The organism is Pseudomonas sp. SCA2728.1_7 (genome assembly GCF_018138145.1).
In the GTDB taxonomy this organism is placed as follows: domain Bacteria; phylum Pseudomonadota; class Gammaproteobacteria; order Pseudomonadales; family Pseudomonadaceae; genus Aquipseudomonas; species Aquipseudomonas koreensis_A.
Genome location: NZ_CP073104.1, coordinates 343,485 through 367,450, shown reverse-complemented (window position 1 = coordinate 367,450; position 23,966 = coordinate 343,485). Strand labels below are relative to the sequence as shown.

Annotated in this window: 25 protein-coding genes and 1 tRNA gene; 14 read left to right on the top strand and 12 right to left on the bottom strand. The window is 59.6% G+C overall.

Annotated elements, in window-relative coordinates; genetic code table 11:
- Positions 1 to 52: 52 nt before the first annotated feature.
- Complete coding sequence (locus tag KBP52_RS01545; RefSeq protein ID WP_212621851.1) at positions 53 to 1,312, bottom strand: DUF1173 family protein; 1,260 nt, start codon at positions 1,310 to 1,312, stop codon at positions 53 to 55.
- A 223-nt stretch (positions 1,313 to 1,535) separates the two neighbouring features.
- Between KBP52_RS01545 and KBP52_RS01540 the strand changes: the two genes are divergently transcribed.
- On the top strand, positions 1,536 to 1,745 hold the full coding sequence (locus KBP52_RS01540; RefSeq protein WP_212621850.1) for a hypothetical protein: 210 nt from the start codon (positions 1,536 to 1,538) through the stop codon (positions 1,743 to 1,745).
- A gap of 9 nt (positions 1,746 to 1,754) precedes the next feature.
- On the opposite strand, the gene KBP52_RS01535 is transcribed toward KBP52_RS01540, so the two are convergent.
- Entirely contained in the window at positions 1,755 to 2,168 is a 414-nt protein-coding gene (locus tag KBP52_RS01535; protein ID WP_212621849.1) for a cupin domain-containing protein, read from the bottom strand.
- A gap of 122 nt (positions 2,169 to 2,290) precedes the next feature.
- The gene (locus KBP52_RS01530) at positions 2,291 to 3,190 is read right to left on the bottom strand and encodes a transcriptional regulator GcvA (protein ID WP_212621848.1); all 900 of its coding nucleotides are present in this window, start codon (positions 3,188 to 3,190) and stop codon (positions 2,291 to 2,293) included.
- Positions 3,191 to 3,299: 109 nt separating this feature from the next.
- On the opposite strand from KBP52_RS01530, the gene gstA reads away from it, so the two are divergent.
- The 3 genes from gstA to KBP52_RS01515 all read left to right on the top strand — a co-directional run bounded on the left by gstA (position 3,300) and on the right by KBP52_RS01515 (position 6,592).
- Positions 3,300 to 3,911 carry a glutathione transferase GstA gene (gstA, locus tag KBP52_RS01525; protein ID WP_212621847.1) on the top strand — a complete coding sequence of 204 codons (612 nt, stop codon included), beginning with the start codon at positions 3,300 to 3,302 and terminating at the stop codon, positions 3,909 to 3,911.
- A gap of 99 nt (positions 3,912 to 4,010) precedes the next feature.
- A complete protein-coding gene (locus tag KBP52_RS01520) occupies positions 4,011 to 4,391 on the top strand; it encodes a RidA family protein (protein WP_007919637.1) in 381 nt (126 codons plus the stop codon).
- A 212-nt stretch (positions 4,392 to 4,603) separates the two neighbouring features.
- Positions 4,604 to 6,592, top strand: a complete 1,989-nt coding sequence (locus KBP52_RS01515) for a U32 family peptidase (RefSeq protein ID WP_212621846.1) — start codon at positions 4,604 to 4,606, stop codon at positions 6,590 to 6,592.
- Positions 6,593 to 6,706: 114 nt separating this feature from the next.
- Here the strand turns inward: KBP52_RS01515 and KBP52_RS01510 are convergent.
- A tRNA-Gln gene (locus tag KBP52_RS01510) sits at positions 6,707 to 6,781 on the bottom strand.
- A gap of 319 nt (positions 6,782 to 7,100) precedes the next feature.
- On the opposite strand from KBP52_RS01510, the gene KBP52_RS01505 reads away from it, so the two are divergent.
- Positions 7,101 to 8,129 carry an alpha/beta hydrolase gene (locus KBP52_RS01505; RefSeq protein ID WP_212621845.1) on the top strand — a complete coding sequence of 343 codons (1,029 nt, stop codon included), beginning with the start codon at positions 7,101 to 7,103 and terminating at the stop codon, positions 8,127 to 8,129.
- A gap of 204 nt (positions 8,130 to 8,333) precedes the next feature.
- Here KBP52_RS01505 and KBP52_RS01500 read toward each other — a convergent pair whose 3' ends face one another.
- The 7 genes from KBP52_RS01500 to KBP52_RS01470 form a co-directional block, all read right to left on the bottom strand.
- Positions 8,334 to 8,690 (bottom strand): DUF6124 family protein, encoded by a 357-nt coding sequence (locus KBP52_RS01500; protein ID WP_077572651.1) that lies wholly within the window; start codon positions 8,688 to 8,690, stop codon positions 8,334 to 8,336.
- Positions 8,691 to 8,811: 121 nt separating this feature from the next.
- Positions 8,812 to 9,177, bottom strand: coding sequence for a hypothetical protein (locus KBP52_RS01495; RefSeq protein ID WP_007919069.1), 366 nt, complete (start codon positions 9,175 to 9,177; stop codon positions 8,812 to 8,814).
- Between the two features lie 601 nt (positions 9,178 to 9,778).
- Entirely contained in the window at positions 9,779 to 10,804 is a 1,026-nt protein-coding gene (locus KBP52_RS01490; RefSeq protein WP_212621844.1) for a GlxA family transcriptional regulator, read from the bottom strand.
- Positions 10,805 to 10,854: 50 nt separating this feature from the next.
- A complete protein-coding gene (locus KBP52_RS01485; protein WP_212621843.1) occupies positions 10,855 to 11,976 on the bottom strand; it encodes an agmatine deiminase family protein in 1,122 nt (373 codons plus the stop codon).
- 46 nt (positions 11,977 to 12,022) lie between these two features.
- Positions 12,023 to 13,126 carry an extracellular solute-binding protein gene (locus KBP52_RS01480; RefSeq protein ID WP_212621842.1) on the bottom strand — a complete coding sequence of 368 codons (1,104 nt, stop codon included), beginning with the start codon at positions 13,124 to 13,126 and terminating at the stop codon, positions 12,023 to 12,025.
- Between the two features lies 1 nt (position 13,127).
- On the bottom strand, positions 13,128 to 14,036 hold the full coding sequence (gene aguB / locus KBP52_RS01475) for an N-carbamoylputrescine amidase (RefSeq protein ID WP_212621841.1): 909 nt from the start codon (positions 14,034 to 14,036) through the stop codon (positions 13,128 to 13,130).
- 4 nt (positions 14,037 to 14,040) lie between these two features.
- Positions 14,041 to 15,093 carry an agmatine deiminase family protein gene (locus KBP52_RS01470; RefSeq protein WP_212621840.1) on the bottom strand — a complete coding sequence of 351 codons (1,053 nt, stop codon included), beginning with the start codon at positions 15,091 to 15,093 and terminating at the stop codon, positions 14,041 to 14,043.
- Between the two features lie 111 nt (positions 15,094 to 15,204).
- Between KBP52_RS01470 and KBP52_RS01465 the strand changes: the two genes are divergently transcribed.
- Entirely contained in the window at positions 15,205 to 16,065 is an 861-nt protein-coding gene (locus tag KBP52_RS01465; protein WP_212621839.1) for a LysR substrate-binding domain-containing protein, read from the top strand.
- Here the strand turns inward: KBP52_RS01465 and KBP52_RS01460 are convergent.
- Positions 16,028 to 16,969, bottom strand: coding sequence for a LysR family transcriptional regulator (locus tag KBP52_RS01460; RefSeq protein ID WP_212621838.1), 942 nt, complete (start codon positions 16,967 to 16,969; stop codon positions 16,028 to 16,030). The genes KBP52_RS01465 and KBP52_RS01460 overlap by 38 nt on opposite strands.
- Before the next feature lie 115 nt (positions 16,970 to 17,084).
- Between KBP52_RS01460 and KBP52_RS01455 the strand changes: the two genes are divergently transcribed.
- From KBP52_RS01455 to KBP52_RS01420, 8 genes are all read left to right on the top strand, one after another.
- A complete protein-coding gene (locus KBP52_RS01455) occupies positions 17,085 to 17,477 on the top strand; it encodes a RidA family protein (protein ID WP_116032538.1) in 393 nt (130 codons plus the stop codon).
- A gap of 89 nt (positions 17,478 to 17,566) precedes the next feature.
- Positions 17,567 to 18,286, top strand: a complete 720-nt coding sequence (locus KBP52_RS01450) for an SDR family oxidoreductase (protein ID WP_212621837.1) — start codon at positions 17,567 to 17,569, stop codon at positions 18,284 to 18,286.
- A gap of 128 nt (positions 18,287 to 18,414) precedes the next feature.
- The gene (locus tag KBP52_RS01445) at positions 18,415 to 19,278 is read left to right on the top strand and encodes a putative selenate ABC transporter substrate-binding protein (protein ID WP_212621836.1); all 864 of its coding nucleotides are present in this window, start codon (positions 18,415 to 18,417) and stop codon (positions 19,276 to 19,278) included.
- Entirely contained in the window at positions 19,275 to 20,072 is a 798-nt protein-coding gene (locus tag KBP52_RS01440; RefSeq protein WP_212621835.1) for an ATP-binding cassette domain-containing protein, read from the top strand. The genes KBP52_RS01445 and KBP52_RS01440 overlap by 4 nt, the downstream gene beginning before the upstream one ends.
- Entirely contained in the window at positions 20,066 to 20,890 is an 825-nt protein-coding gene (locus tag KBP52_RS01435; protein ID WP_212621834.1) for an ABC transporter permease subunit, read from the top strand. The genes KBP52_RS01440 and KBP52_RS01435 overlap by 7 nt, the downstream gene beginning before the upstream one ends.
- Positions 20,887 to 21,654: a phosphonate ABC transporter, permease protein PhnE gene (gene phnE / locus KBP52_RS01430; RefSeq protein ID WP_123593392.1), complete on the top strand. Its 768-nt coding sequence runs from the start codon at positions 20,887 to 20,889 to the stop codon at positions 21,652 to 21,654. Before KBP52_RS01435 ends, phnE begins: the two co-directional genes overlap by 4 nt.
- 188 nt (positions 21,655 to 21,842) lie before the next feature.
- The gene (locus KBP52_RS01425) at positions 21,843 to 23,522 is read left to right on the top strand and encodes an MFS transporter (protein WP_077572636.1); all 1,680 of its coding nucleotides are present in this window, start codon (positions 21,843 to 21,845) and stop codon (positions 23,520 to 23,522) included.
- Positions 23,523 to 23,640: 118 nt separating this feature from the next.
- Complete coding sequence (locus KBP52_RS01420; protein ID WP_116032551.1) at positions 23,641 to 23,856, top strand: hypothetical protein; 216 nt, start codon at positions 23,641 to 23,643, stop codon at positions 23,854 to 23,856.
- The last annotated feature ends 110 nt before the right edge of the window (positions 23,857 to 23,966 follow it).

Below are 23,966 nucleotides of genomic sequence, written 5' to 3'. Positions count from 1 at the left end.
CGCAGCTCATAGTGCAGCAAGCCCGGATGCAGGTCCTCCATTCACATTGTGGTTATTTCATTGCAGGCGGCAGTTGCGGAATGTTTCTCGCATCGGGGTCCTCAGCGGCATCCCACTGCCACCATCCCGATCGCTTTGAGTACTCAGTCTGGTAGTGAATGATTTTGGCCGCTTTGCGCTGCAGATAATCTGCAGTGTTCATACCAAACACTTCCATTGGATATTCATCCTTGAGGTCATTCAACCAGAAGTCGGGAAGGGTTTGTTCATCTGCGTCAAATCGCAGCGGCTTGGAGAATTTACGTTTTTGCTCACGCAGCATCGTCTCGACGACGCCTTCAAGACTCGAATCCAATGGAATGAGCATGTCACTCACGCGCATCAGTGCGACCTCGAGAACATCGTAGTACTTGCTGTTTTGACGAAGGTTAAAAAAAGCGATGGCGATGGTCTTCGCACCTTTTTTCCAGGCTGCAACCTCTCGAGCAAAACTTTTCTGTGCATCTGGCCAGACCTGCCCATTGAGGTACAGCTTTGGTATACCCGCGCTGTTCATCAGCGACAGCGCGGGCATCTGATCCACGATGTCTTCAACCGCGCCGGCAAAAGGTTCAAGCACTCCAACGGCGAGCAGCCGGTAGTTATGCTTCTTGGCCGTATCCAGCACTGAGACGTTACGCTTTGCGTCCATCGAGCTTCTTTGCGCAGGAGTCAAAAGCACTCGATCCAGGGTCATACGATGGGTTTTGATGTTCTCCGCCGTTTTTTTGAGCTGCCACTCAAGGATTGCATCCTTGCGTTTACCTTCCATCGCAGGAACCCAGGCATGCAGATTGCTGCGTGTCCAAAGCAGATGCAGCAGCCCCAAAAGCGTCATCACACGCTGCGTTCTTCGCAGTTTACGGGGATTGAGCGCAAGGACAGGCTGAGGATCATCGCCATCGTTATTCGCCCTGATTTGAATAGCGTGTGATAGACGGACGCTGACATCGTTGTCGCCCCCCTCCAGCACAACGCCTTCAACATAGGCGCGCAGTCCGGAACGAGACTCTGCTTCACTAAAAAAACGACAATCGAACGCGTGCTCCGACCCGGTGTTCGCGCACTTGGCGAGAAAGTAATGATCACTGCCTTTGAGGTAACGGATATTGAGAAGCTTGGCGCCCTGCCCGCGGCATAAACACTTGGCCTGCTTGCCATGTGCATTTTTCAACAGCCACTGCCATCGCTTGGCTTTGTCCTTTTCCGTCTGGTATTCCTTCGAGCACGGAAACTGCGCACCTGGCACTTCTACTTCGAAAATTTCGAACATGTCATCCCGTTCTTATGCTGACTGGGGTCCTGCACAGCCGCCGTCTTCGGTACTGAGTCTTCGGATTCGCCCCTTAATAAGCAATCGTAGTCACCACCCGCTTCAAAGCGTCAAGGGCGTTATGACCTTTTCCGGTTTTTTCGCCCTCATCGTTTTCGCGGATTCGTGCGCCCGTACGTGTTAAAAATGAAACTTCAGAGTTTCCTGGCGAGACGATCCTCGAATGCCGAAGCAAGAACCAACCCATAAAGAACCCGCAACCGCCGCAGAGATCGAACGCTCGATCCAGACGCTGAACAAAATGGCCGAGCGCCTCTGGGGCGAAGGTCGCGAAGCCGAGGCCAAAGCGCTGCTCGATGCCCTCGATGCGTTGAACCGGGCGCTCGACCGCATCAGGATTGGCGAGAGTCGCCGAGCGGCGACGCTCCATTGAATCGCGGGCCTACGGTTTGAGAATCAGCACCGGCTCGCCCTTTTTGACGATGTAAGTCGCCAGCTCCGAGCCTTTGTCTGCGCCAACATTCTTCGCAACATGCGCCACCCCTTGCGGGATAAACAACGAATCCCCCGCCTTCAACGTCACCGGCGCCCTGCCCTCCAGTTGATATTCGAAAGTACCGCTGATCACATACGCGACCTCAACACCGGGATGCGCGTGTCTTGGCGACGTCACGCCCGGTTCGAAATCGACACGAGCCTGGATCACCTCACGCTCGGCCGTACCGAGATCCTGGCGAACCAGGTCCGTGCGGCTCAAGCCTTGTTGCCAGCTCTTGGCCGGTGCGTCAGCCGCGTGGACGATGCCGATCATTGAAGCGAGTAGCGCGGCGCTGGCCAGTAACAGTGGACGATGCATGGTGGAGCCCTCTCAAACGTAGTGGTGGGTGACCTCTACTGTGGGAGTCGCCTGTATCGTTGATGTGTCGTAAACCCTGACTTTATTGTGCGCATGTGTCTGCGCGACAGCTTGATACACGCTTATACAAAGGTGTCTGCGTCCGCCAGCAACGCCAGCAGCCATGTCCTGAATGCCACGATTTTTTTCGATTGCGCCGTTTCATCGGGCGTCACCAGATAGAAGCCCAGTTCATCTTTCAAGCGCAGACCAAAGGGTGCGACCAAACGCCCGGCCCGCAAATCGTCCTCGACATAGGTCGAACGGCCAATGCATACGCCCTGTCCGTCAACAGCGGCCTGTACCGCCATCATCGCCAGGTCGAAGGTCATGCGCGGACCTTCTGCGAGTTGTAGCGGTTGGCCCGCTGCGCGTAGCCAGGCGCCCCAGTCACCGGCCGTCACGCCGCTGACTTGCAGTAACGTGTGATTGGCCAGATCCGCCGGCGCGCGCAACGTCTTCGTCAGTGCAGGACTGCACACCGGAAAGACCTCATCGGACATCAAAAAATCGGCACGCAGCCCTTTCCAGTCACCCCGCCCGTAACGGATCGCGGCATCAATCGCGTCTTTGCGAAAGTCGACCCGCTCAGTGGACGCGCTGATGCGCACATCGATAGCAGGAAACGCCTGCTGAAAGGACGGCAAACGCGGCAACAGCCACTTCGACGCAAAGGACACCAAGGTGCTGATGGTCAGTACGCTTTTATCGCGCGATTCGAGCAACTGTTCAGTGGAATAACGCAGCGCTTGAAACGCTGCACGCCCCCCCGGCAAGTAGGCCTGCCCGTCTTCACTCAGCGCCAAACCACCGTTGAGCCGCAGAAAAAGAGCCACACCCAGTTCGGCTTCGAGTCGGCGAATCTGATGACTGACAGCGGTTTGGGTGACGTTGAGTTCCTCGGCAGCCTTGGTAAAACTCATGTATCGGCAGACCGCTTCAAAAGCACGCAATCCATTAAGTGAAGGAAGTCGGACGGACATGGGATGATGATTGCTCATGAGATTTTGTCATACGCTAACACCCGAAATGACCTTTGCGAAAGCCACCACGGCAATGGAATCTGGCGCCTTCTCTCTCCAAGGAAGTGCCATGAAACTGTATTTCGCCCCGCTGACCTGTTCGCTGTCTCCGCACATTGTGCTGCGGGAACTGGGTATGCCGTTTGAACTGGTTCGCGTCAATAACCAGAGCAAGCGCACGGCTGACGGGCAAGACTTTCGCGACATCAACCCCAAAGGCTACGTCGCAGCGCTGCTCCTGGATAACGGCGAAGTGCTGACCGAAGGCCCGGCGATCTTGCAGTACCTCGCCGATCAGGTCCCCGAACGCGCACTGGCGCCGGCACTTGGCAGTTGGGCGCGGACACGGTTGCAGGAGGATCTGAATTTCATCAGCACGGAGATTCACGGCGGCTGCGCACCGCTGTTCGATGGGCAGATTCCACAGGCGACCAAAGCGATTTTCACCCACAAACTGTTCAAGCGCCTCGACTACCTGAACCGCAAACTGGTCGATCAGGACTATTTGCTGGGCACGTTCAGTATCGCCGATGCCTACCTGTTTACCGTGCTGACGTGGCTGCCCAACTTCAATATCGACCTGCAGGACTGGCCGTCGCTGGCCGCCCACTCCCAGCGGGTCGCCGCCCGCCCCAGCGTCCTTGCGGCGATCGCGGCAGAAGCGGCGACGCAACCGGTTTGATCGCCCTCTACGCTTTCACTGCGGTGGCGGCTGATCATTTGTCCGTTAGCCGTGAATCTGTAAACTGGCGCGATTTACTCGCTCAGACAAGGGATCCGCATGGCTAACCAAGACATCACCTTTACCCCCGATCCGGACGCAGACTCGATTTCGTCGGACGTCACCACGTTCAACGGGATCATGATGTCCACGCAAATCCCGACCCGTGCCGACGGCAGCCTGGAACTGGGCGATATCACCCTGCAAAGCGAATGCACCCTGCAAGCGTTGAAAGTTGCGCTGGAACGCGCCGGCAGCTCGATGGACCGGGTCATGCACCTGACCATTTACCTGACCGACATGGCTGATCGCGCGGCATTCAACGAGGTGTACAAGCGCTACTTCGCCAAGCCTTGGCCGGTGCGTGCGGCGGTAGGTGTGGCGTCGTTGGCGGTTGAAGGGATGCGCGTGGAAGTGACTGCGATGGCCGCCAAGGCCTGACTTCACACCGCCAAGCCCTGTGGGAGCGAGCCTGCTCGCGAAGGCTTCAGTTCATGCGCCATTGATGCTGAATGTGCTGGCCCCTTCGCGAGCAGGCTCGCTCCCACCGGGGGTTGTGCAGTGTCAGCTGCCATCGGGCAGCACGGGCGTGCCGGGCGCGCGTTTCACGGGTAGAATGCGCGCCTAACCGTGACAGCCTGACTAAAAAAACTATGTCCTTGCCCAAGCATCACCTGGAATTGCTCAGCCCTGCCCGCGATGTCGCCATCGCCCGTGAGGCGATCCTGCACGGCGCCGACGCCGTGTACATCGGCGGCCCGAGCTTCGGCGCGCGCCACAACGCCTGCAACGAAGTTGGCGAAATCGCTGAACTGGTGGAATTTGCCCGCAAGTATCACGCGCGCATTTTCACCACCATCAACACCATCCTGCACGACAACGAACTGGAGCCGGCGCGCAAGCTGATCCATCAGTTGTACGACGCTGGTGTCGACGCGCTGATCGTTCAGGATCTGGGCGTGATGGAGCTGGACATTCCGCCGATCGAGCTGCACGCCTCGACGCAAACCGACATTCGTACGCTGGAGCGAGCGAAGTTCCTTGATCAGGCAGGCTTCTCGCAACTTGTTCTGGCCCGAGAGCTGAACCTGCAGGAAATCCGCTCGATCGCCGACGAAACCGACGCCGCCATCGAATTCTTCATCCATGGCGCGTTGTGCGTGGCCTTCTCCGGCCAGTGCAACATTTCCCACGCGCAGACCGGGCGCAGCGCCAACCGTGGCGACTGCTCGCAAGCCTGCCGTTTGCCGTACACCCTCAAAGATGAAAAGGGTGGCGTGATCGCCTACGAAAAACACCTGCTGTCGATGAAAGACAACAACCAGAGCGCCAACATCCGCGCATTGGTTGAAGCCGGTGTGCGTTCGTTCAAGATCGAAGGTCGCTACAAGGACATGGGTTATGTGAAGAACATCACCGCCTATTACCGCCAGCGACTCGACGACGTACTCGAAGACCGCCCGGACCTGGCCCGCGCCTCCAGCGGCCGCACCGCGCACTTCTTCCTGCCCGATCCGGAAAAGACCTTCCACCGTGGCAGCACCGACTACTTCGTCACCGATCGCAAGATCGACATCGGCGCCTTCGACTCGCCGACCTTCACCGGTCTGCCGGTCGGCACCGTCGAGAAAGTCGGCAAACGTGACATGCAGGTCGTGACCCACGAGCCGCTGTCCAATGGCGATGGCTTGAACGTGCTGGTGAAGCGCGAAGTGGTCGGTTTCCGCGCCAACATCGCTGAAGCCAAAGGCGAGTTCGAAGAAGACGGCGAGAAGCGCTACCGCTATCGCGTCGAGCCGAACGAAATGCCCGAAGGCCTGTACAAGTTGCGCCCCAATCATCCGTTGAATCGCAACCTCGATCACAACTGGCAACAGGCGCTGCAGAAGACTTCGTCAGAACGTCGCGTCGCCCTGAGCTGGTTCGCTCGTTTGCGTGAAGAACAGCTGGAAGTGACCGCCACCAGCGAAGAAGGCATCAGTGCCAGCGTCACCCTGCCCGGTCCGTTCGGTGTGGCCAACAAGCCTGAGCAAGCGCTGGAACAGTTGCGCGATCTGCTCGGCCAGCTCGGCACCACGCAGTACCACGCCACCGACATCAAGCTGGATGCGCCTCAGGCGTTCTTCATCCCTAACTCGCAGCTCAAGTCGCTGCGCCGTGAAGTGATCGAAGCCCTGACTGCCGCCCGTGTCGCTGCGCACCCGCGTGGCGGCCGTAAAGCCGAAACCAGCCCGCCGCCGGTGTACCCGGATTCACACCTGACCTTCCTCGCCAACGTCTACAACCAGAAGGCGCGCGACTTCTACCACCGTCACGGCGTGAAGCTGATCGACGCGGCGTACGAAGCACACGAAGAGCCGGGCGAAGTGCCGGTGATGATCACCAAGCACTGCCTGCGCTTCTCCTTCAACCTGTGCCCGAAACAGGCGAAAGGCGTAACCGGCGTGCGCACCAAAGTCGCGCCGATGCAGTTGATCCACGGCGATGAAGTGCTGACGCTGAAGTTCGATTGCAAGCCGTGCGAAATGCACATCATCGGCAAGATGAAAGGCCACATCCTCAACCTGCCGCAACCGGGCAGCGTGGTCGGCCACATCAGCCCCGAAGACCTGATGAAAACCATTCCGCGCGCACCGCATTGAGTGGTTGGCGTGCGCGGTGCTTCGGCGCCGCGCACGCCTGCTGTACCAAACCAGGCCAAATCGCAGGCATAAAAAAACGCCAACTTCTTGCGAAGTTGGCGTTTTTTTTGAATATGGCAGGGGCGGCTGGATTCGAACCAACGCATGGCAGGATCAAAACCTGCTGCCTTACCGCTTGGCGACGCCCCTACTGCTCTTTCCAGCTACTTCGTTAGGTTCGCTGTGAGAACGGGGCGCAATTTACCAAGGTTTTTTGGCTTTGGGAAGCGCGAAGTGAAATATTTTTTGTTTTAAAACAGCGACTTATTATTTTGGCTTGAATAAGGTCCGTGGTGAGTCGGTTTCGCTGCCGTGTATCACACTGTGTACGAACCCCACCGCGACACATCGACTTTCGATAAAGCCGTTCTTCGACACAGGCCAGATACCTCTCCGCGCTCAAATGCACTCAAGGTTTCAGGTGTTCATTCAGAACCCTTGGCCAAAGGCTCGCAAAGGAGACGTCACCATGAAGATGGCACTGCACACCCGCAAAACCGCGTTCGGTTTGTCGATTCTGGCTTTGTCGTTGTTCAGCGCTTTTGGCTCTACTCAAGCGCAAACCAATGAGCCTGCGGCCGTCAGCTATTCCGCGCCCTCGCCTTTCGGCCCGCTCAAGCATGTGAAGGCCGGCGTGCTCGACGTCGCCTACGCCGAAACCGGTCCCGCCGACGGCCCGGTGGTGATCCTGTTGCACGGCTGGCCCTACGACATTCACAGCTACGACCAAGTCGCACCGTTGCTGGCGGCCAAGGGTTATCGGGTGTTGATGCCGTATGCGCGGGGTTATGGCGATACGCAGTTCCTTTCCAAAGACACCCTGCGTAACGGTCAACCGGCGGCGCTGGCCAGTGATGTGATCGACTTCATGGATGCGCTGAAGATCAAGCAAGCGGTGCTCGGCGGTTATGACTGGGGCGCGCGTTCGGCGGACATCGTCTCGGCGCTGTGGCCAGAGCGGGTGAAGGCTCTGGTGTCGGTCAGCGGTTATCTGATCGGCAATCAGGCCGCCGGGCAAAACCCGCTGCCGCCCAAGGCTGAGTTGCAGTGGTGGTACCAGTTCTACTTCGCGACGGACCGTGGCCGTGCCGGGTATGAGAAGAACACCCATGATTTCGCCAAGCTGATCTGGCAGACCGCTTCGCCGCAGTGGAAATTCGACGACGCCACGTTCGACCGCAGCGCCAAAGCGCTGGAGAACCCTGATCACGTCGACATCACCGTGTTCAATTACCGCTGGCGTCTGGGCCTGGTTCAGGGTGAAGCGAAATACGCCGCGCTGGAGCAGAAACTCGCCACCGCGCCGTCGATCAGCGTGCCGACCATCACCCTTGAAGGCGATGCCAACGGTGCGCCGCACCCGGCGCCGGAGGATTACGCCAAGCGCTTTACCGGCAAATATCAGTTCCGCTTGATCAATGGCGGGATCGGGCACAACCTGCCGCAGGAAGATCCGCAGGCGTTTGCCAAAGCGGTGATTGATGCGGATCAGCTGTAGAAACAAAAAGGCAGTCAGCCGCTCAGGCTGACTGCTTGATTATTTGAGGGTGGAGGGATGGTCACCTTTTGCAGATGCTTTGCCTGAACGGACGCCATCGCGAGCAGGCTCACTCCTACATTTGAAATGCGTTCCCCTTGTAGGAGTGAGCCTGCTCGCGATCACGCCCGACCAGACACCCTCAACCCCGACTAACGTGCACGATCACTCGGTTGGCACAACCAGATCCAACGCTTTGTTCACCGCCAACTCCCCCAACATGACCACTTGCGCAATGCCCAGCAGCGTATGACGATTTGCGCCCTCCAGCATCCCGGCAAAATTGCCGAGCATCACCGAGGCGGACGCCAGGGATCCGCAAGCGTTGGTCAGCAACGCCTCGGTGTCGGCTTGCGGGTTGGCCATGAACAGAGCGTTTGGCGTATAGGGTGTGGCCATGATCGCGGCAGGCAAAAGGTAATGGTCGAGCGCCCGTTCTGCCGCTTCGTGCAGTTTTCTTGAATTGGGCGATGCGTACGGGGACACCAGGTCGGTGACCGGTGGTTCGGGTGGCTGAGACATCAACTGAAACTCCAGACAAGAACCGCTACAGGTTCTTTTGATAGAAGGCGTGAAGCGCCGCGTTCGCGGACGCTTCTGTGCAAATGAGGGGGGCACGCCCCCTCACCCATCCGCATCGCGACTAGTGCGGCAAGCGCTGGTTATCCAGAACTCGGCCGACCACCAGCTCGCTGAGCATGATCACCTGTTGCAGGATCAGCATCTTTTTGCGCTGTGAAGGGTCAATCGAATCGGCGAGTTCCCGGGCCATGTCAGTGGCGGAGGACAATGTTTCAGTGGCTTCGACGAGCAGGGTTTCGTTATCTACTGTGGGGTCGATCAGGTAGATCTTGCCGGTCTTGCGGGTGGGTATTGAAGTCTTCAGCGCGGAAGGATTGAGGTAGAAGTTGATCGCGCGGTCGGTGGCCTCTTTGATGTTTTGAGGCTCGAGCGCGGCGTCGTAGGGGATTGGATCGGTTTCTGGCGGGTTTGGCGTAATTTTGAACATAGATGACACTCGCTTAGCAAAAAATAAGGAGCCATCACTCACGCTACCAAACGAGGTGGTGACCATTGCGCAGGTTGGTAGACCGGTCTAAGCGAGTAAACCCCGGCGCTCCCGAAGGAGCCCCACGCATGGCCACCATAAAAAACCGAGCCCCGAAAAGAGACTGCATATAGCGGCGCATAACGCTTAGAAAACGGGCTACCAAACCCGATCACTGTTTTGCAGTGACAGGGAAACGATACAGCCCGCCTCAAGGCGCGTAAGCCGGCGGATTCTGGCGTACGCGTAGGCAACGGCGCAAGGTGTTGTAGCCGTTATGGCGTAACAGTGCGTGTAAGTTAAACGTGTGTGGGTGATGGCGTTTAAAAGCCCCTCACCCTAGCCCTCTCCCAGAGGGAGAGGGGACTGACCGTGGTGTTTGGGAGAGGTACGCCGACGTGGGATACCGAGGTGAACTCAGGTGAGGAAACAATTGGGGACCACTGCAACCAATTCCCTCACCCTAGCCCTCTCCCAGAGGGAGAGGGGACTGACCGGGGTGTTTGGGGGAGGTACGCCGACGTGGGATTTCGAGGTGAATTCAGGTGGGTAACGGCTTGGGTTACTTGACCAGCCGTTTTTCTTTGGAAGGTCTGTAGCCGAAATATGAGCTGTAGCATTTGCTGAAATGGCTTGGGGAAACGAAGCCGCACGCGACCAGCACTTCCACTTGTGAAAGCTCGGTGTGTTGCAGCAACCGTCGTGCTTCGGTGATGCGCAGTTCCAGGTAATAGCGCTGCGGCGTGGTGCCCAGTTGTTCCTTGAACAAGCGCTCCAACTGGCGACGTGACCGTCCGGCGTACACCGCCAGTTGCTCCAGCTCCAGCGGTTCCTCCAGATTGGCATCCATCAGCTTCACCACTTCACGCAACGGCGCACTGACGCAGATGTTTTCATCCGGTTTGATTCGCCGGTAGCGCGATTCCTCAAAAGCCAGAATATCTTCGATGCCCTCGACCAAGGCTTTGCCGTGCAAGCCCTTGATCCAGTCCAATGCCATGTGGAAGGCGCCGGACGGGCTCGACGCCGTCAGGCGGTCGCGATCAATCACATAGGGCTCACTGCTGACGTGGGTGGCTTTGGCGATCTCGGTCAGCGCCGGGCGGTGCTCCGGGTGGATCGCGCAGCGGTAGCCATCGAGCAACCCGGCGCGGCCGAGAAACCACGAGCCATTCCATAACCCGGCGAGCGAGATGCCGCGCTCCGCTGCCGATCTGAGCAAGCCGATGAACTCATCACTCGCGCGCAGTTCGGTGCGATACCCGCCACACACCACCAGCAGATCCAGTTGCTGAAGCGCAGCCAGATCCAGTCGTGCATCAGGACGAATAACCAGCCCCAGATCACTGATGACTTCGCCGTCGCCCAGGCCAAACGTGCGCGAAGAAAACAACCCCGGACGCAGCAGATTAGTGGTGACAACCGTATCCAGTGCCTGGGTAAAGGCCGGCAGTGAAAAGTGTTCGAGCAGCAGAAAACCGGTGCGGGTCAGGCGCGTGTCATCCGCGCCTTGCTCATTCAGATAGCGGAGGTTTTTCCCCTTCATGCCTCCGCTGAATTGGCGTCGTTCGATCAAGTTGTGGTCCATCGGTCATGTTGTTGTGCGCCGATAGTTGGCTTGATCCGCCAAAGAGTCAATCACGCCTGTGGTTGATGGCTGGTGACGCAGTGAATTCCACCGCCACCGGCGGCGATTGCATCAATGTTGAGCTGGACGATTTCGCGATCCGGATACAGTTGCGACAACAGATCGAAAGCCTTTTTGTCTGCCGCTTTATCGCCGAACTCCGGGGCGATGATCGCGCCGTTGATCACGAAGTAATTGATGTAACCGGCGGCAAAGTCCGAGTTGTTCTGGTTGAACTTGCTTTTGCGCGGTTTCAGCGGCGGCGACATCGTGTGGACCTGCAGCTTGCGGCCGTCGGCATCGGTGGCGTTCTTGAGGATTTCCAGGTGCGCCTGGGTGACCTTGTGATCGTAGGATTCAGGGTCGGTGTCGAGGTTGGCAATCACCACGCCGGGCTTGATGAAACGCGCGTAGAAATCGACGTGAGCGTCGGTGATGTCCTTGCCCTTGATCCCCGGCAGCCAAATGATTTTGCGCAGGCCCAGACGCTCCTTCAGTTCAGCTTCGACATCGGCCTTGCTCCAGTCCGGATTGCGGTTGCGGTTGATCCAGCTGCTCTCGGTCATGATCCCGGTGCCGTGACCGTCGACCTCGATGCCACCGCCCTCGCCCACCAGATCGGTGCGGATGTACGTGGCTTGCGCGTCGTCGGCGACCAGTGCGGCGATCTTCGAGTCTTTACCGTGCTGCTGTTTGCCACCCCAACCGTTGAAGTTGAAGTCCACCGCGCCCAGGCCACCCTTGTCGTCGATGACGAAGTTGGCGCCGATGTCGCGCATCCAGATGTCATCCAGCCCGGCAGTGACGTAAGTGATATTGCGCGTACCGCAAAATTCTTCGGCGATGCTGCGCTCGTTCTTGCGGCAGAACACGGTAACCGGCTCGAACCGGGCGATGGCGCGGGCGATACGACCGAGCGCTTCCTGGACGTCTTCGGTGAAGTCTTCCCAAATCGCGTCCTGCGCGCCGAAAGCGATGTAGGCGCGCTCATGTTTATCGCCCTCGTCGGGCATGAACCAGCGACCTTGGGCAGCGGCGAATACTTTGCCCGGCGACAGGCCAAGACCCATAAATGCCGCGCCGACACCGGCGGCGACCGTGACTTGTTTGATGAACTCACGACGAGTCGACATCTTGCTATTCCTGTAAATAAGGGCCGGCGAACGCGCCGGCCATTGATCATTGGCCAGTGGCAGTCTTGAATTTGGTCCAGGTGCGCATGCGCGCGCGCATGTCGGCCTGAGGAATATCCTTGCCCGGAATCAATCGAGCATAGGTCGCCTCGTCGAGGTAGATATCCGGGTTGTCGCGCATGCTTTCATCAACACTCGCCCGCGCCTTGGCGTTGGAAGTCGGGTAACCGGTGAAATTGCTGATCGCTGCCATGTTCTGCGGGCGCATGACGAAGTTGATGAACGCGTAGGCGTATTCCGGGTGTTTGGCGTCGACCGGAATGGCCATGGTGTCCATCCACACCGTGGTGCCTTCGCGCGGTACGCGGTACTGAAACTTCGTGCGCTTACCAGCACTGTCCGAAGTGCGCTGGGCCTGGGTCATGTCGCCGCTGTAGCCGAGCGACAGACACAGGTTGCCATTGACCAGATCGGTCACCGGTTGCGACTGGAACTTGCGGATGTACGGCCGCAACTTCATCAGCAACTCGCTGGCTGCTGCCAGATCTTCCGCTTTGCCACTGCGCGGATCGCGACCGAGGTAATTGAGCACCACCGCCAAGGCTTCATCCGGCGAGTCGATCATCGAGATGCCGCAATCGGCGAATTTTGCCGCCAGCTCCGGTTTGAACAGCATATCGAGGCTGTTGACCGGTGCATCGGCCATGCGTTTTTTGATCTGCTCTTCGTTGTAGGTCAGGCCGATGGTGCCCCAAGTGTAAGGCACCGTGGCTTTGCTGGAGTGCTCGTAATGGCCGCGCAGCTTCTGCAAACCGGGTTCGATGTCAGCCAGTTCGGTCAGTTTCGCTTGATCCAGCGGCATCAGGCTGCCGGCGCGCATCAAGCGCTCGGCCACGGTGTCGCCGGGGAAGATCAGGTCGTAGCCGCTGCCGCCGGAGAGCATCTTCGCCTCCAGTGTTTCGCTGCCGTCCATGACGTCGTAGATCACCTTGATCCCGGTTTCGGCGGTGAAGCGACTCAGGGTGTCTTCGGCAAAATAGTCGGCCCAGTTGTACAGCCGCAGGGTTTTGTCTTCGGCGTGCAGCGACGGCATCAAGCAGATCAGCGCCAGGCCGATCGCGCCGCGCAAGCGTTTGTGATGGGTAGCCATGTCAAACCCCTTGGGTGTTCCAGCGTGCATGAAGGTGGCGACCGTCCTGACTGAGCAACGGCCCGTACATGTCCGGCCGACGATCGCGATAGATGCCCCAGCTCAAACGCTCTTCGCGCATGGCCGCCAGATCGAGGCGCTGCACCAGCACACCGCTGCTGTCGCGGTCAGCGCTGGCGAGCAATTGGCCTTTGTGGTCGCTGATGAACGACGAACCGTAGAAGCTCATTTGCAGGTTCGAATCGGTGGTCGCGGTTTCTCGACCGACCCGATTCGACGCCACCACCGGCAGCAGATTGGCAGCGGCATGGCCGCGCATGGTCATCTGCCAGTGATCGCGGGAATCCAGCGCCGCGCAGCCCGGCTCGGAGCCGATCGCCGTCGGGTACAGCAGCACTTCAGCGCCCATCAGCGCCAGGCAACGGGCAGTTTCCGGGAACCACTGATCCCAACAGATGCCGACGCCCAGGCGGCCGAATGCGGTGTCCCAGACTTTGAAACCGGTGTCGCCGGGGCTGAAATATTCCTTCTCTTGATAGCCGATGGCGTTGGGAATATGGGTCTTGCGATACACACCCAACAGGCGCCCGTCAGCATCGGCCACACTCAGCGAATTGAAGTAGGCGTTGCCGGCCTTTTCGAACCAGCTCAGCGGCAATACCACGCCCAACTCGCGGGCCAGTGCGGCGAAGCGCGCGAGCACACGGCTGTCGCGATATTCCTCGGCCAACGCCATGTGTTTATGGCTTTGTTCGATGCAGAAGTATGGAGTGGCGAAGAGCTCCTGCAACAGGATCACTTGCGCGCCCTGCTGCGCTGCGTAACGGACGAGTTGCTCGGCGCGATCAAGGTTGCCGGGTAAATCCCAGGTACACGGCATCTGGGTGGTCGCGATGGTCAGAATGCTCATGCGTTCAACCTCTCAGCGGCCAGGCCGGCTGCTGTTGCGTGATGCAATGCACCCCGCCACCGCCATGGGCCAAATGATTGATCCGCACCGGCACCACTTCGCGGCCGGGGAAGGCTTGCTCCAGCACTTTGGCGGCGACGTTGTCAGCCTCGATGCCATACGCCGGCATGATGATCGCGCCGTTGGCGATGTAGAAATTGGTGTACGAGGCGCAGAACACTTCGGCTTCGGTGTCGACCGCATCGGTGGCTTCGAACAGTTCGATCAGCTCGAATTTACGCCCGTTGGCATCGGTGGCCAGTTCCAGCGCACGGCGGTTTTCTCGGGCTACTTCGGCGTAGACCGACGACTTGTCGTGGGTGGCGTCAACCAGCAGCACACCCGGGCGGGCGAAGGCGCAGACGCCATCGACGTGGCCGTCAGTCATGTCGCCAGTGACGTAATCCGGATCGCCCGGCAACCAGATGGTTTTCTTCACGCCGAGCAAGCGGCTGAAGATTTCTTCCATCTCGGCTTTGCCGATGCCGGGGTTGCGATTGGGGTTGAGCAGCACCGATTCGGTGGTGATCAGCGTCCCTTCGCCGTCAACGTGAATCGCCCCGCCCTCGTTGCTCAGCGGCGTGCCGAAGCATTCCAGGCCGAGGTGATTGAGCGCACGACGCGCCAGGCCTTCGTCCAGATCATGCGCCGACTTGCCGCCCCAGGCGTTGAAGCGCCAGCTCACACCGGCCAGCCCTTGTTGCGGATGACAGACAAAGGTCGGGCCGGAATCACGGCACCAACTGTCATTGACCGCCAGCGGGATCAGCTCGATGTTCGGCCCGCACAGTGCTTTGGCGCTGGCGACCGCCGACGGATCGACCACCAGTTTCACTGGTTCGAAATGGGCGATGGCGTTGGCAACACGCGCGAAATCTTCTTGTACCTGCGCCAGGGTCACGCGCCAACCGGATTCCCACAACGTCTGGTTGTGCGGCCAGACCATCCACGTCGCGGCGTGGGTCACCCACTCTGCCGGCATCATCCAGGCGCTGTTTTTATTGTCGTTGTGCTGCATGATAAGCCTCGTTAGTTAAGCCAATGTGTTCACACCGACCATGCTACGGACGCGCAAACAGGCAAACAAACGATGGATTTTGCGGACAACTGATTAGAGGAACTTATCGATATGCTTAAGCACTGGCCGCCACTCAGTTCTCTGCGAGGCTTCGAAGCCGCCGCCCGGCTCGGCAGTTTTCACAAGGCAGCCGAGGAGTTGAACCTCACGCAGTCGGCGATCAGTCAGCAGATCCGCAGCCTTGAGGCGTATCTGGAACAGCCGCTGTTTTTCCGCAGCGGTCGCAGCGTGACATTGACCGATGCCGGCCACGATTTGCTCAGCACCACGCAAGCGATGCTGCAGCAATTGGCGGTGGGGATTCGGCGTCTGGGCCAGTATCAGAAACCCAATCAACTGGTGCTCAACACCACGCCAGCGTTTGCCCGGCATTGGTTGTTGCCACGCTTGGCGGGCTTTCGCACACAGCATCCCGAGGTCGATCTGTGGATTTACAGCACCGATGAAGTGCCAGACATGGCCACGCAGACGATTGATCTGGCGGTGCGCGACGACATCAGTTCACAGGCGGAATGCAGCTTTAAAGTGCTGCATGCTGATCGACTCTATCCAGCCTGTCACCCGAGGGTTTTAGCGTTGCCGGCGGCACACCGAACCACATTGCATGGCGAGCGGGAAATGGACTGGAGTCATTGGGCGGTTGAAGCCGGGATCGACGTCGGTCAGCAGGATCAGGGATTGAATTTCTCCGATCCTGGGCTGCTGCTCGACGCCACTTGTTCAGGGCTTGGCATTGCCCTGGTCAGTCAACTGCTCAGCCGTCAGGCGCGGGCTGACGGTTTGTTGCAACCGCTGGTGGAGGACACCATTCGCGGGCCCAACTGGGCGTTGCTGACTCATCGCGACAGCGAAAACGACCCGATGGCGCGCAGTTTCAGCGAATGGCTGATGAATAACCTGGGCGATCAATGACCGGTGCATGCTGCGCCATCACCTCGACAATCCAGTCGATGAACACTCGCAGTTTCAGGCTGACATGGCGGTTCGGTGGATACGCGATGTAGAGCGGCATCGACTCGAGTTTCCAGTCCTCGAACAGCGGCACCAGTTCGCCGCGCGCCTCGTGGGCGGCAGACATGTATTTGGGCAGCCACAGCACGCCCAAGCCCGCCAGACCTGCCGCGAGGTAGGCATTACCATCATCGACGGCGAGCACATGGCGCCCTTTGATTTGCAGGTTTTCGCTGGCGTTGTGCAAGGCATACGGCACCGGTTTGCCGGTGCGTGCCCAGAGGAAACCGACCACCCGATGATGGCTGTCTTCCAGTTCCCGTGGATGCGCAGGTGTGCCCGCGCGCGCCAGATATTGCGGTGCGGCAAATACACCCAATTCCAGATCGGCGACCTTGCGCGCCATCAGCGACAAGTCCATAAGCTCGCCACCGCGCACCACGCAGTCGACATTCTCATCAATGATGTCGACGATGCGGTCGCTGACGCCCATGTCGATCTGGATATCCGGATAACGCGCGTGAAACTCAGGCAGGGCCGGCACCAGAATCAACCGCGCCAGCGGGCTCGGCACGTCCACGCGCAGTCGACCCTTGGGCAACGCGGCCGCGCCGGGCAGGCTGGTTTCGGCGTCATCCATATCCGCCAGCAACTTGATCACTCGCTCGTAGTAAACGGCGCCGTCGGTGGTGACGTTGACCTTGCGCGTGGTGCGGTTGAGCAGTTTGACTCGCAGCCGTGCCTCCAACTGCTGAACCAGTTGGGTCACGGTGGTCTTGCTCATGTGCAAGGTTTCCGCCGCTTTGGTGAAACTCCCCGCCTCGACCACCCGGGCGAAGGCCTGCATTGCGTCAAAACGGTCCAAGGTGAGCCCTCGATTGTTTGGATTTCACAAACAGTGAGCGCCAAGCTTGCGCGTTTATCGCCCGCCTGCAAATACCTACAGTGGCTCCATCAACTCAAATGAAGGAGACACCCCCATGACTCAGCGCGATGTTGTTTTCCCACCCGCACGCCGCACGCTTTACGAACGCCATCGCTACTCGCCAGCCATTCGCTCCAACGGTTTTCTGTTTGTCTCGGGACAGGTCGGCAGCACCGAGAACGGCACGCCAGAGCCGGATCTGAAAAACCAGGTGCGTCAGGCTTTCACTAACCTCAATGCAATCCTTGAGGAGGCCGGTGCCAGCTTCGATAACGTGGTTGATGTCACCGTATTCATCGTTGATCCCCAGTCGAAATTCGAGACGATCTGGGATGTGGTGCTGACCGAGTTCTGGGGCGAGGCGCCGCATCCGACCGTGACGGCGGTTGGTGTGACGTGGCTGTATGGCTTTGATTTCGAGATCAAGGTGATTGCCAAACTACCGTAAATATCCGGACACACCCATTCGTTTGCCATTTCAGAGGTCGTCTGTTTGCATGCTGTCCCACATCAGCATTCAGATCAGGGAGACGATCGATGAACATTTTGGTGGTCGGTGCCAGCAAGGGCTTGGGCAAGGCTTTGATCGAAGGTTTGGGCAACGCGGGAGACACGCTGATCGGCGTTTCCCGCACGCGCCCCGAGGACTTGATCGTCGATGCCGAGCGCAACGTACGCTGGGTAGAAGCCGACCTGATGTTTCCGGCAAAAGCGGCGCACGCCATCGAGCAGGCGGTCATCGATGACGGACTGGATACACTGATCTACAACCTCGGCATCTGGGAAACCTTGGCCTTCGATCCAGCCTATGCGCTTCTCGATTCCCCGGACGAGGAAGTGCAAGCCATCGTCAGTTGCAACATCACCTCAACAATCCTGCTGATCAAACGTCTGCTCCCTCTGCTGCTGAAAAGCGCCCAACCCAGAATCATCCTTACCGGGTCAACCTCGGGCCTGCCACAAAGCGGGCGCCCGGAAGTCGCTTTCGGTGCCTCGAAATTCGCTCTGCGCGGGATTGCCGATTCATTGCGCGAAGGCTACCGACACCAGCGTCTGTCGGTGACCTGCCTGAACCTTGGGTATCTGAATACAGAGGATCCACTGAGCACCCCGCTAGATCTGGCGGCGCAGCGTGGCGAGGGTCAGCTGATTCCTGTTCACGACGTCGTCCAGGTGGTGCGTATGATCTTGAGTCTGTCTGCGGGCAGCTATGTCAAGGAACTCACCCTCCCAGCAATTCTCGACGAGCGATTTTGACTGCGCTATCCCCATGGCGCTGGCCTTTGCGCGTGTGAGTACGTATAACCTCGCCGATTCGTCTACCCTCACGTAGCGCCCTATTTCAGCTCTTCACACCTTTTGACACCCCTGAAACGGAGATTTCCATGTTCAAGCGAACCCTGGCACTGACCGCCGGCCTGGCCCTGTCCTTTTCTGCCCTGATGACGCAAGCCGCCGACGTTTTGCGGGTCAGCGCGATTCCCGATGAAGCGCCGACCGAATTGCTGCGCAAGTTCGAACCGTTGGGTGCCTATCTGGAACAGCAACTGGGCATGAAAGTGCAGTTCGTGCCGGTGGCCGATTACCCGGCAGTGGTTGAAGCCCTGGCGACCGATCGCCTCGACATGGCCTGGCTCGGCGGCTTCACCTTTGTGCAGGCGCGCTTGAAGACCGACGCGACCACACCGGTGATCCCGCTGGTGCAGCGTGAACAGGATGCGCAATTCACCAGCAAATTCATCACCGCCGACCCGAATGTGCACAGCCTCGCCGACCTGAAAGGCAAGACCTTCGCCTTCGGTTCGGTGTCGTCCACCTCCGGCAGCCTGATGCCGCGTTACTTCATGCTGAAAAACGACAACATCAAGCCTGAGGCGTATTTCAGCCGTGTCGCCTACTCCGGCGCCCACGACGCCACCGTGGCCTGGGTGCAGGCCGGCAAGGTCGACGCCGGCGTGCTGAACGCCAGTGTCTGGCAGAAACTGGTGGATGCCGGCAAGGTCGACACCACCAAGGTCAAAGTCTTCGCCACCACGCCGACCTACTTCGATTACAACTGGACCGTGCGCGGCACCCTCGACCCGACACTGGCGGCGAAGATCAAAAAAGCCTTCCTTGATCTGGACCCGGCCAACCCGGAGCAGAAAAAGATTCTTGATCTGCAAGCGGCCAGCCGTTTCATCGACACCAAGCCCGAGAACTACAAGGGCATCGAGGAAGCCGCCCGCGCCGCCGAACTGCTGAAATGATCCTGAGCCTCAAACAGGGCGGCCTGCGCCACGTCACTGGAGTCGACGCCCTGCGCGGTGTCGACTTGCAGATTGGCGTCGGCGAACAGGTCGCCATCATTGGCCCGTCCGGTGCCGGTAAATCGAGTTTGCTCAACTTGTTGGCCACGGCACTGCGGCCCAGCAGCGGCGAGATCGAAGTGCTCGGCGAACGCGCCTGGCACTTGTCCGCCCGCCAGCGCCAACGCCTGCGTGCGCGAATCGGTCTGGTGCATCAGGCGCCGCCGCTACCACCGCGTCAGCGCGTGGTCACGGCAGTGCTGGCCGGCAAACTCGGCCAATGGAGTCTGGGTAAAAGTCTTTTGAACCTGCTGCATCCACTGGATGTGGCCGGCGCGCGCGCGGCGCTGGCGCGACTGGATCTGGGCGAAAAACTGTTCGCCCATTGCCAGCAATTGTCCGGCGGCCAGTTGCAACGTGTCGGCATCGCCCGCGTGTTGTATCAGGCGCCGGAAATTCTCTTGGCCGACGAGCCGGTGTCGGCGATGGACCCGGTCATGGCCGGGCACACCTTGTCGATCCTCTCGCGGCATGCCCGTGAACACAACGTCACGCTGGTAGCGAGCCTGCATGCGGTGGATCTGGCGCTGTCGCACTTCCCACGGATCATCGGCCTGCGCGACGGGCAGGTTCTGTTCGACTGCGCCTCCGGGCAAGTCAGCCACGAGATGCTCGACGCGCTGTACGCCAACGAAAAACTGCAATCGCCGACCGCTGCAGTGGCGCCTCTGACTGTGCAGATTCCCCGATGCTGAAAGCTGATTCACGGGACCCGGCGGCGTGGCCACGACTGCTGCTGACGCTGTTGGCGATTGCCTTGCTGTGGCCGGGCGTCCAGCTCAGCGAGCTGAATCTGGTTGTATTGCTGCCCGACAGCCAGAATGAAATGGGCCGTTTTGTCGCGCAATTCTGGCCTCCGGCGCACGACGAAGCGTTTCTCCAGCTACTGCTCAAAGCCACCCTGCAAACCCTGGCCATCGCCACCGCCGGCATGGCCTTGGCGCTGTTGTTGGCGATACCGGCCGGCCTGCTTGCCAGTCGCGCGCTGTCGCTGTCCGCCGCCTCGCACGGTGGCGTGCCCAGCCGACTGGGACGTCTACTGCGCTGGCCGGTACGTGGTTTGCTGATTTTTTTGCGCAGCGTGCCGGAAATCGTCTGGGCGCTGTTGTTTGTCCGCGCTGTTGGACTTGGCCCGGCGGCGGGTGTACTGGCGATCGCCATCACCTACAGCGGCATGCTCGGCAAGGTCTACGCGGAGATTTTCGAATCCACCGACCAGCGCCCGGCGCACGCGTTGTTACAGGCTGGCAGCGGCCGGCTGGCGGCGTTTGCCTACGGCACGTTGCCCAATGTCGCGTCGGAACTGCTGTCGTATACGGTCTATCGCTGGGAATGCGCGATCCGCGCATCAGTGGTGATGGGGTTTGTCGGCGCCGGGGGCCTGGGTCAGCAGATCGATCTGTCGATCCGCATGTTCGCCGGCGGTGAAGTCGCCAGTATTCTGCTGTGCTTCCTGATTCTCGTCTTGGCCGCCGACCAACTCAGCCGCTTGTTGCGCTGGAGGCTGACATGAATCGCTTGATCAACCTGCTGCTGATCGCCGGCATTGCGCTGGCGGTGATCGCTTCCTTCGTTTATCTGGGGCTGGATCTTGGCGAACTCGGCAGCGCCACCAGCCTCAGGCAGATGGGTGCTTACGTGCAGCGCTTTCTCAGCCCGGACCTGAGCGCCGATTACCTCAAGGCAATCTTCCACGGCTCGCTGGAAACCTTGGCCATGTCGGCCCTCGGCACGCTACTCGCGGCGGTGTTCGGCATCGTCCTTGCGTTGCCCGCCGCCGGGCGTTTCGGCTGGCCGCTGCAAAGTGCCTCGCGCCTGCTGCTCAATGCCTTGCGGGCGATTCCGGAACTGGTCTGGGCGGCGCTGATGGTGCTTGCCGCCGGTCTCGGCCCGAACGCCGGCACCCTCGCCCTCGCCCTGCACACCACCGGCGTGCTTGGCCGCTTGTTCGCCGAAGCTCTGGAAAATACGCCGCCGCAACCGGCCGAAGCCATTCGTTTGCAGGGCGGCAATCCGCTCCTTGCCTTCTGTTACGGCACGCTGCCGAACCTTGCGCCGCAACTGCTCGCCTACATTCTGTACCGCTGGGAAAACAACATCCGCATGGCCAGCGTGCTGGGTTTTGTCGGTGCCGGCGGGCTTGGGCAGATGCTCTATGTGAGCCTCAGCCTGTTTCAGGAAGCGCAAGCGAGTACGGTGATTCTGGCAATGCTGGTGCTGGTGTTTGTGGTCGACTGGCTGAGTGCGTGGAGTCGTCAGCGCTGGGTCAAGGCGTAGTAGGCAGGCCGGCGGCTGGATATCTGGCAGAAGCTGATTATGCTTCAGGAAAGCTTGCACAAATGCACGATGGCGACACTGTGCAAGCTTCACGCGACAGCGCTTCCGGCATATGCCACAAGGCCAGAGTGAGACGAGCAATAACGGGGGACTCCGGCCTACAACAATAAGCACGACGGAGAACACCCATGGCCACAACCTACACAACGTCCACCGGCAGTCCACCGCGCAGCGGCGGCATCACCAAGGAAGAGCGCAAGGTCATCTTCGCTTCGTCCCTGGGCACGGTTTTCGAGTGGTACGACTTTTACCTCTACGGTTCACTGGCGGCGATCATCGCCAAGCACTTCTTCGCCGGTGTCAACGAAACCACCGCGTTTATCTTCGCCCTGCTCGCCTTCGCCGCCGGGTTTGCCGTGCGGCCGTTCGGTGCCATTGTGTTTGGCCGGCTCGGCGACATGATCGGGCGCAAGCACACATTCCTGATCACCATCGTGATCATGGGTGTATCGACGGCGATTGTCGGCTTGTTGCCCGGTTACGCGACCATCGGCGTCGCCGCGCCGGTCATCCTGATCACCCTGCGCTTGCTGCAAGGCCTGGCGCTCGGCGGCGAGTATGGCGGCGCAGCGACGTATGTGGCTGAGCATGCGCCACGCAACAGGCGTGGTTTCTTCACCTCGTGGATTCAAACCACTGCGACGCTTGGTCTGTTCCTTTCATTGCTGGTGATCCTCGCCTGCCGCACTGCGCTGGGCACTGAAGCGTTCGAAGCGTGGGGCTGGCGGATTCCGTTTCTGCTGTCGATCCTGCTGCTGATCGTCTCGGTATACATCCGCCTGCAACTGAGCGAATCACCGGTATTCCAGAAGATGAAGGCCGAAGGCAAGGCATCGAAAGCACCGCTGACCGAATCCTTTGCACGCTGGGACAACCTCAAAGTGGTGATCATGTCGCTGCTTGGCGGCACGGCCGGGCAAGCGGTGGTCTGGTACACCGGGCAGTTCTACGCGTTGTTCTTCCTGCTGCAGACATTGAAGATCGACCCGCAGACCGCCAACCTGCTGATTGCCGGTTCACTGCTGATCGGCACGCCGTTCTTCGTCATTTTCGGCAGCCTCTCCGACCGCATCGGGCGCAAGCCGATCATCATGGTCGGCTGTATTCTGGCGGCGCTGACCTACTTCCCGATCTTCCACGCGCTGACCCAGTACGGTAATCCCGACGTGTTCATCGCTCAGGAGAAAAACCCGGTCAAAGTGATCGCCAACCCGGACCACTGTTCGTTCCAGTTCGACCCGGTGGGAAAAGCCAAATTCACCAGTTCCTGCGACCTGGCGAAGACCCTGCTGGCAAAACGGGCGATCCCGTATGAGAACGTGATCGCCGAACCGGGCACCGTCGCGCAAGTGCGCATTGGCGACAAAGTCGTCGAGAGTTTCGAAGGCAGCGCGCTGCCGGCAGCCGACTTCAAGACCCGCAACGATGCGTTCACCGCGACCCTCGGCACCGCGCTCAAGGAGGCCGGTTATCCGGAAAAAGCCGACCCGGCGAAAACCAACTACCCGATGGTGCTGCTCCTGCTCACCGTGCTGGTGATCTACGTGACCATGGTTTATGGCCCGATCGCGGCGTGGCTGGTCGAGCTGTTCCCGACCCGCATCCGCTACACCTCGATGTCACTGCCCTATCACATCGGCAACGGCTGGTTCGGCGGCTTCCTGCCGACGGTGGCGTTCGCCATGGTCGCCGCGACCGGGGATATCTACTACGGGCTGTGGTATCCGATCGTGATCGCGGTGATGACGGCGGTACTCGGCACGTTCTTCCTGCCGGAAACCAAGGATCGCGACATTCTCAAAGACTGAAAACCGTCAGCGCGCCCTCTCCACCGCGGGAGGGCGCCATTCGGCACAACCCGGCAAAAATATCGAACGCCTGCCGCACTGCCTGCCTCCAATGTTTACACCACTGGAGGTCACCCACATGAACAGCAACGATAAAACCCCGAACGCCCCGCCAACCGACACGTCCGGCAAACCGGTGAATGTGGTCGAGCGCGATCTTGCAGACCGGGACGATGACAGCGAAGCTGTGGATGAGGTCATCACGCCTTCGTCCACCCGAGTGAAGGAGCAGGACGCCGAGACGCTGCAGCGCAAGATCGATGAAATCGAACGCAAAGTGGCCGATGGTAATTAGTGTTTTTGCAGGCGATCGCGACAGTCTGCTGGATCTACCCCCTCACCCCAGCCCTCTCCCCCAAGGGGGCGAGGGGGAAAGGGAGCCGATTTGTATGCTTTTCAGATCTT

Excerpts from the sequence above, each read along its gene's own strand:
- KBP52_RS01490 (WP_212621844.1), bottom strand. The coding sequence starts at position 10,804 with ATGGACCACAACTTGATCGAACGACGCCAATTCAGCGGAGGCATGAAG.
- KBP52_RS01545 (WP_212621851.1), bottom strand. The coding sequence starts at position 1,312 with ATGTTCGAAATTTTCGAAGTAGAAGTGCCAGGTGCGCAGTTTCCGTGC.
- KBP52_RS01435 (WP_212621834.1), top strand. The coding sequence starts at position 20,066 with ATGCTGAAAGCTGATTCACGGGACCCGGCGGCGTGGCCACGACTGCTG.
- KBP52_RS01465 (WP_212621839.1), top strand. The coding sequence starts at position 15,205 with ATGCTTAAGCACTGGCCGCCACTCAGTTCTCTGCGAGGCTTCGAAGCC.
- KBP52_RS01495 (WP_007919069.1), bottom strand. The coding sequence starts at position 9,177 with ATGTTCAAAATTACGCCAAACCCGCCAGAAACCGATCCAATCCCCTAC.
- phnE (WP_123593392.1), top strand. The coding sequence starts at position 20,887 with ATGAATCGCTTGATCAACCTGCTGCTGATCGCCGGCATTGCGCTGGCG.
- KBP52_RS01530 (WP_212621848.1), bottom strand. The coding sequence starts at position 3,190 with ATGTCCGTCCGACTTCCTTCACTTAATGGATTGCGTGCTTTTGAAGCG.
- KBP52_RS01520 (WP_007919637.1), top strand. The coding sequence starts at position 4,011 with ATGGCTAACCAAGACATCACCTTTACCCCCGATCCGGACGCAGACTCG.
- gstA (WP_212621847.1), top strand. The coding sequence starts at position 3,300 with ATGAAACTGTATTTCGCCCCGCTGACCTGTTCGCTGTCTCCGCACATT.
- KBP52_RS01450 (WP_212621837.1), top strand. The coding sequence starts at position 17,567 with ATGAACATTTTGGTGGTCGGTGCCAGCAAGGGCTTGGGCAAGGCTTTG.
- KBP52_RS01515 (WP_212621846.1), top strand. The coding sequence starts at position 4,604 with ATGTCCTTGCCCAAGCATCACCTGGAATTGCTCAGCCCTGCCCGCGAT.
- KBP52_RS01480 (WP_212621842.1), bottom strand. The coding sequence starts at position 13,126 with ATGGCTACCCATCACAAACGCTTGCGCGGCGCGATCGGCCTGGCGCTG.
- KBP52_RS01455 (WP_116032538.1), top strand. The coding sequence starts at position 17,085 with ATGACTCAGCGCGATGTTGTTTTCCCACCCGCACGCCGCACGCTTTAC.
- KBP52_RS01505 (WP_212621845.1), top strand. The coding sequence starts at position 7,101 with ATGAAGATGGCACTGCACACCCGCAAAACCGCGTTCGGTTTGTCGATT.
- KBP52_RS01440 (WP_212621835.1), top strand. The coding sequence starts at position 19,275 with ATGATCCTGAGCCTCAAACAGGGCGGCCTGCGCCACGTCACTGGAGTC.
- KBP52_RS01420 (WP_116032551.1), top strand. The coding sequence starts at position 23,641 with ATGAACAGCAACGATAAAACCCCGAACGCCCCGCCAACCGACACGTCC.
- KBP52_RS01535 (WP_212621849.1), bottom strand. The coding sequence starts at position 2,168 with ATGCATCGTCCACTGTTACTGGCCAGCGCCGCGCTACTCGCTTCAATG.
- aguB (WP_212621841.1), bottom strand. The coding sequence starts at position 14,036 with ATGAGCATTCTGACCATCGCGACCACCCAGATGCCGTGTACCTGGGAT.
- KBP52_RS01445 (WP_212621836.1), top strand. The coding sequence starts at position 18,415 with ATGTTCAAGCGAACCCTGGCACTGACCGCCGGCCTGGCCCTGTCCTTT.
- KBP52_RS01470 (WP_212621840.1), bottom strand. The coding sequence starts at position 15,093 with ATGCAGCACAACGACAATAAAAACAGCGCCTGGATGATGCCGGCAGAG.
- KBP52_RS01500 (WP_077572651.1), bottom strand. The coding sequence starts at position 8,690 with ATGTCTCAGCCACCCGAACCACCGGTCACCGACCTGGTGTCCCCGTAC.
- KBP52_RS01485 (WP_212621843.1), bottom strand. The coding sequence starts at position 11,976 with ATGTCGACTCGTCGTGAGTTCATCAAACAAGTCACGGTCGCCGCCGGT.
- KBP52_RS01540 (WP_212621850.1), top strand. The coding sequence starts at position 1,536 with ATGCCGAAGCAAGAACCAACCCATAAAGAACCCGCAACCGCCGCAGAG.
- KBP52_RS01425 (WP_077572636.1), top strand. The coding sequence starts at position 21,843 with ATGGCCACAACCTACACAACGTCCACCGGCAGTCCACCGCGCAGCGGC.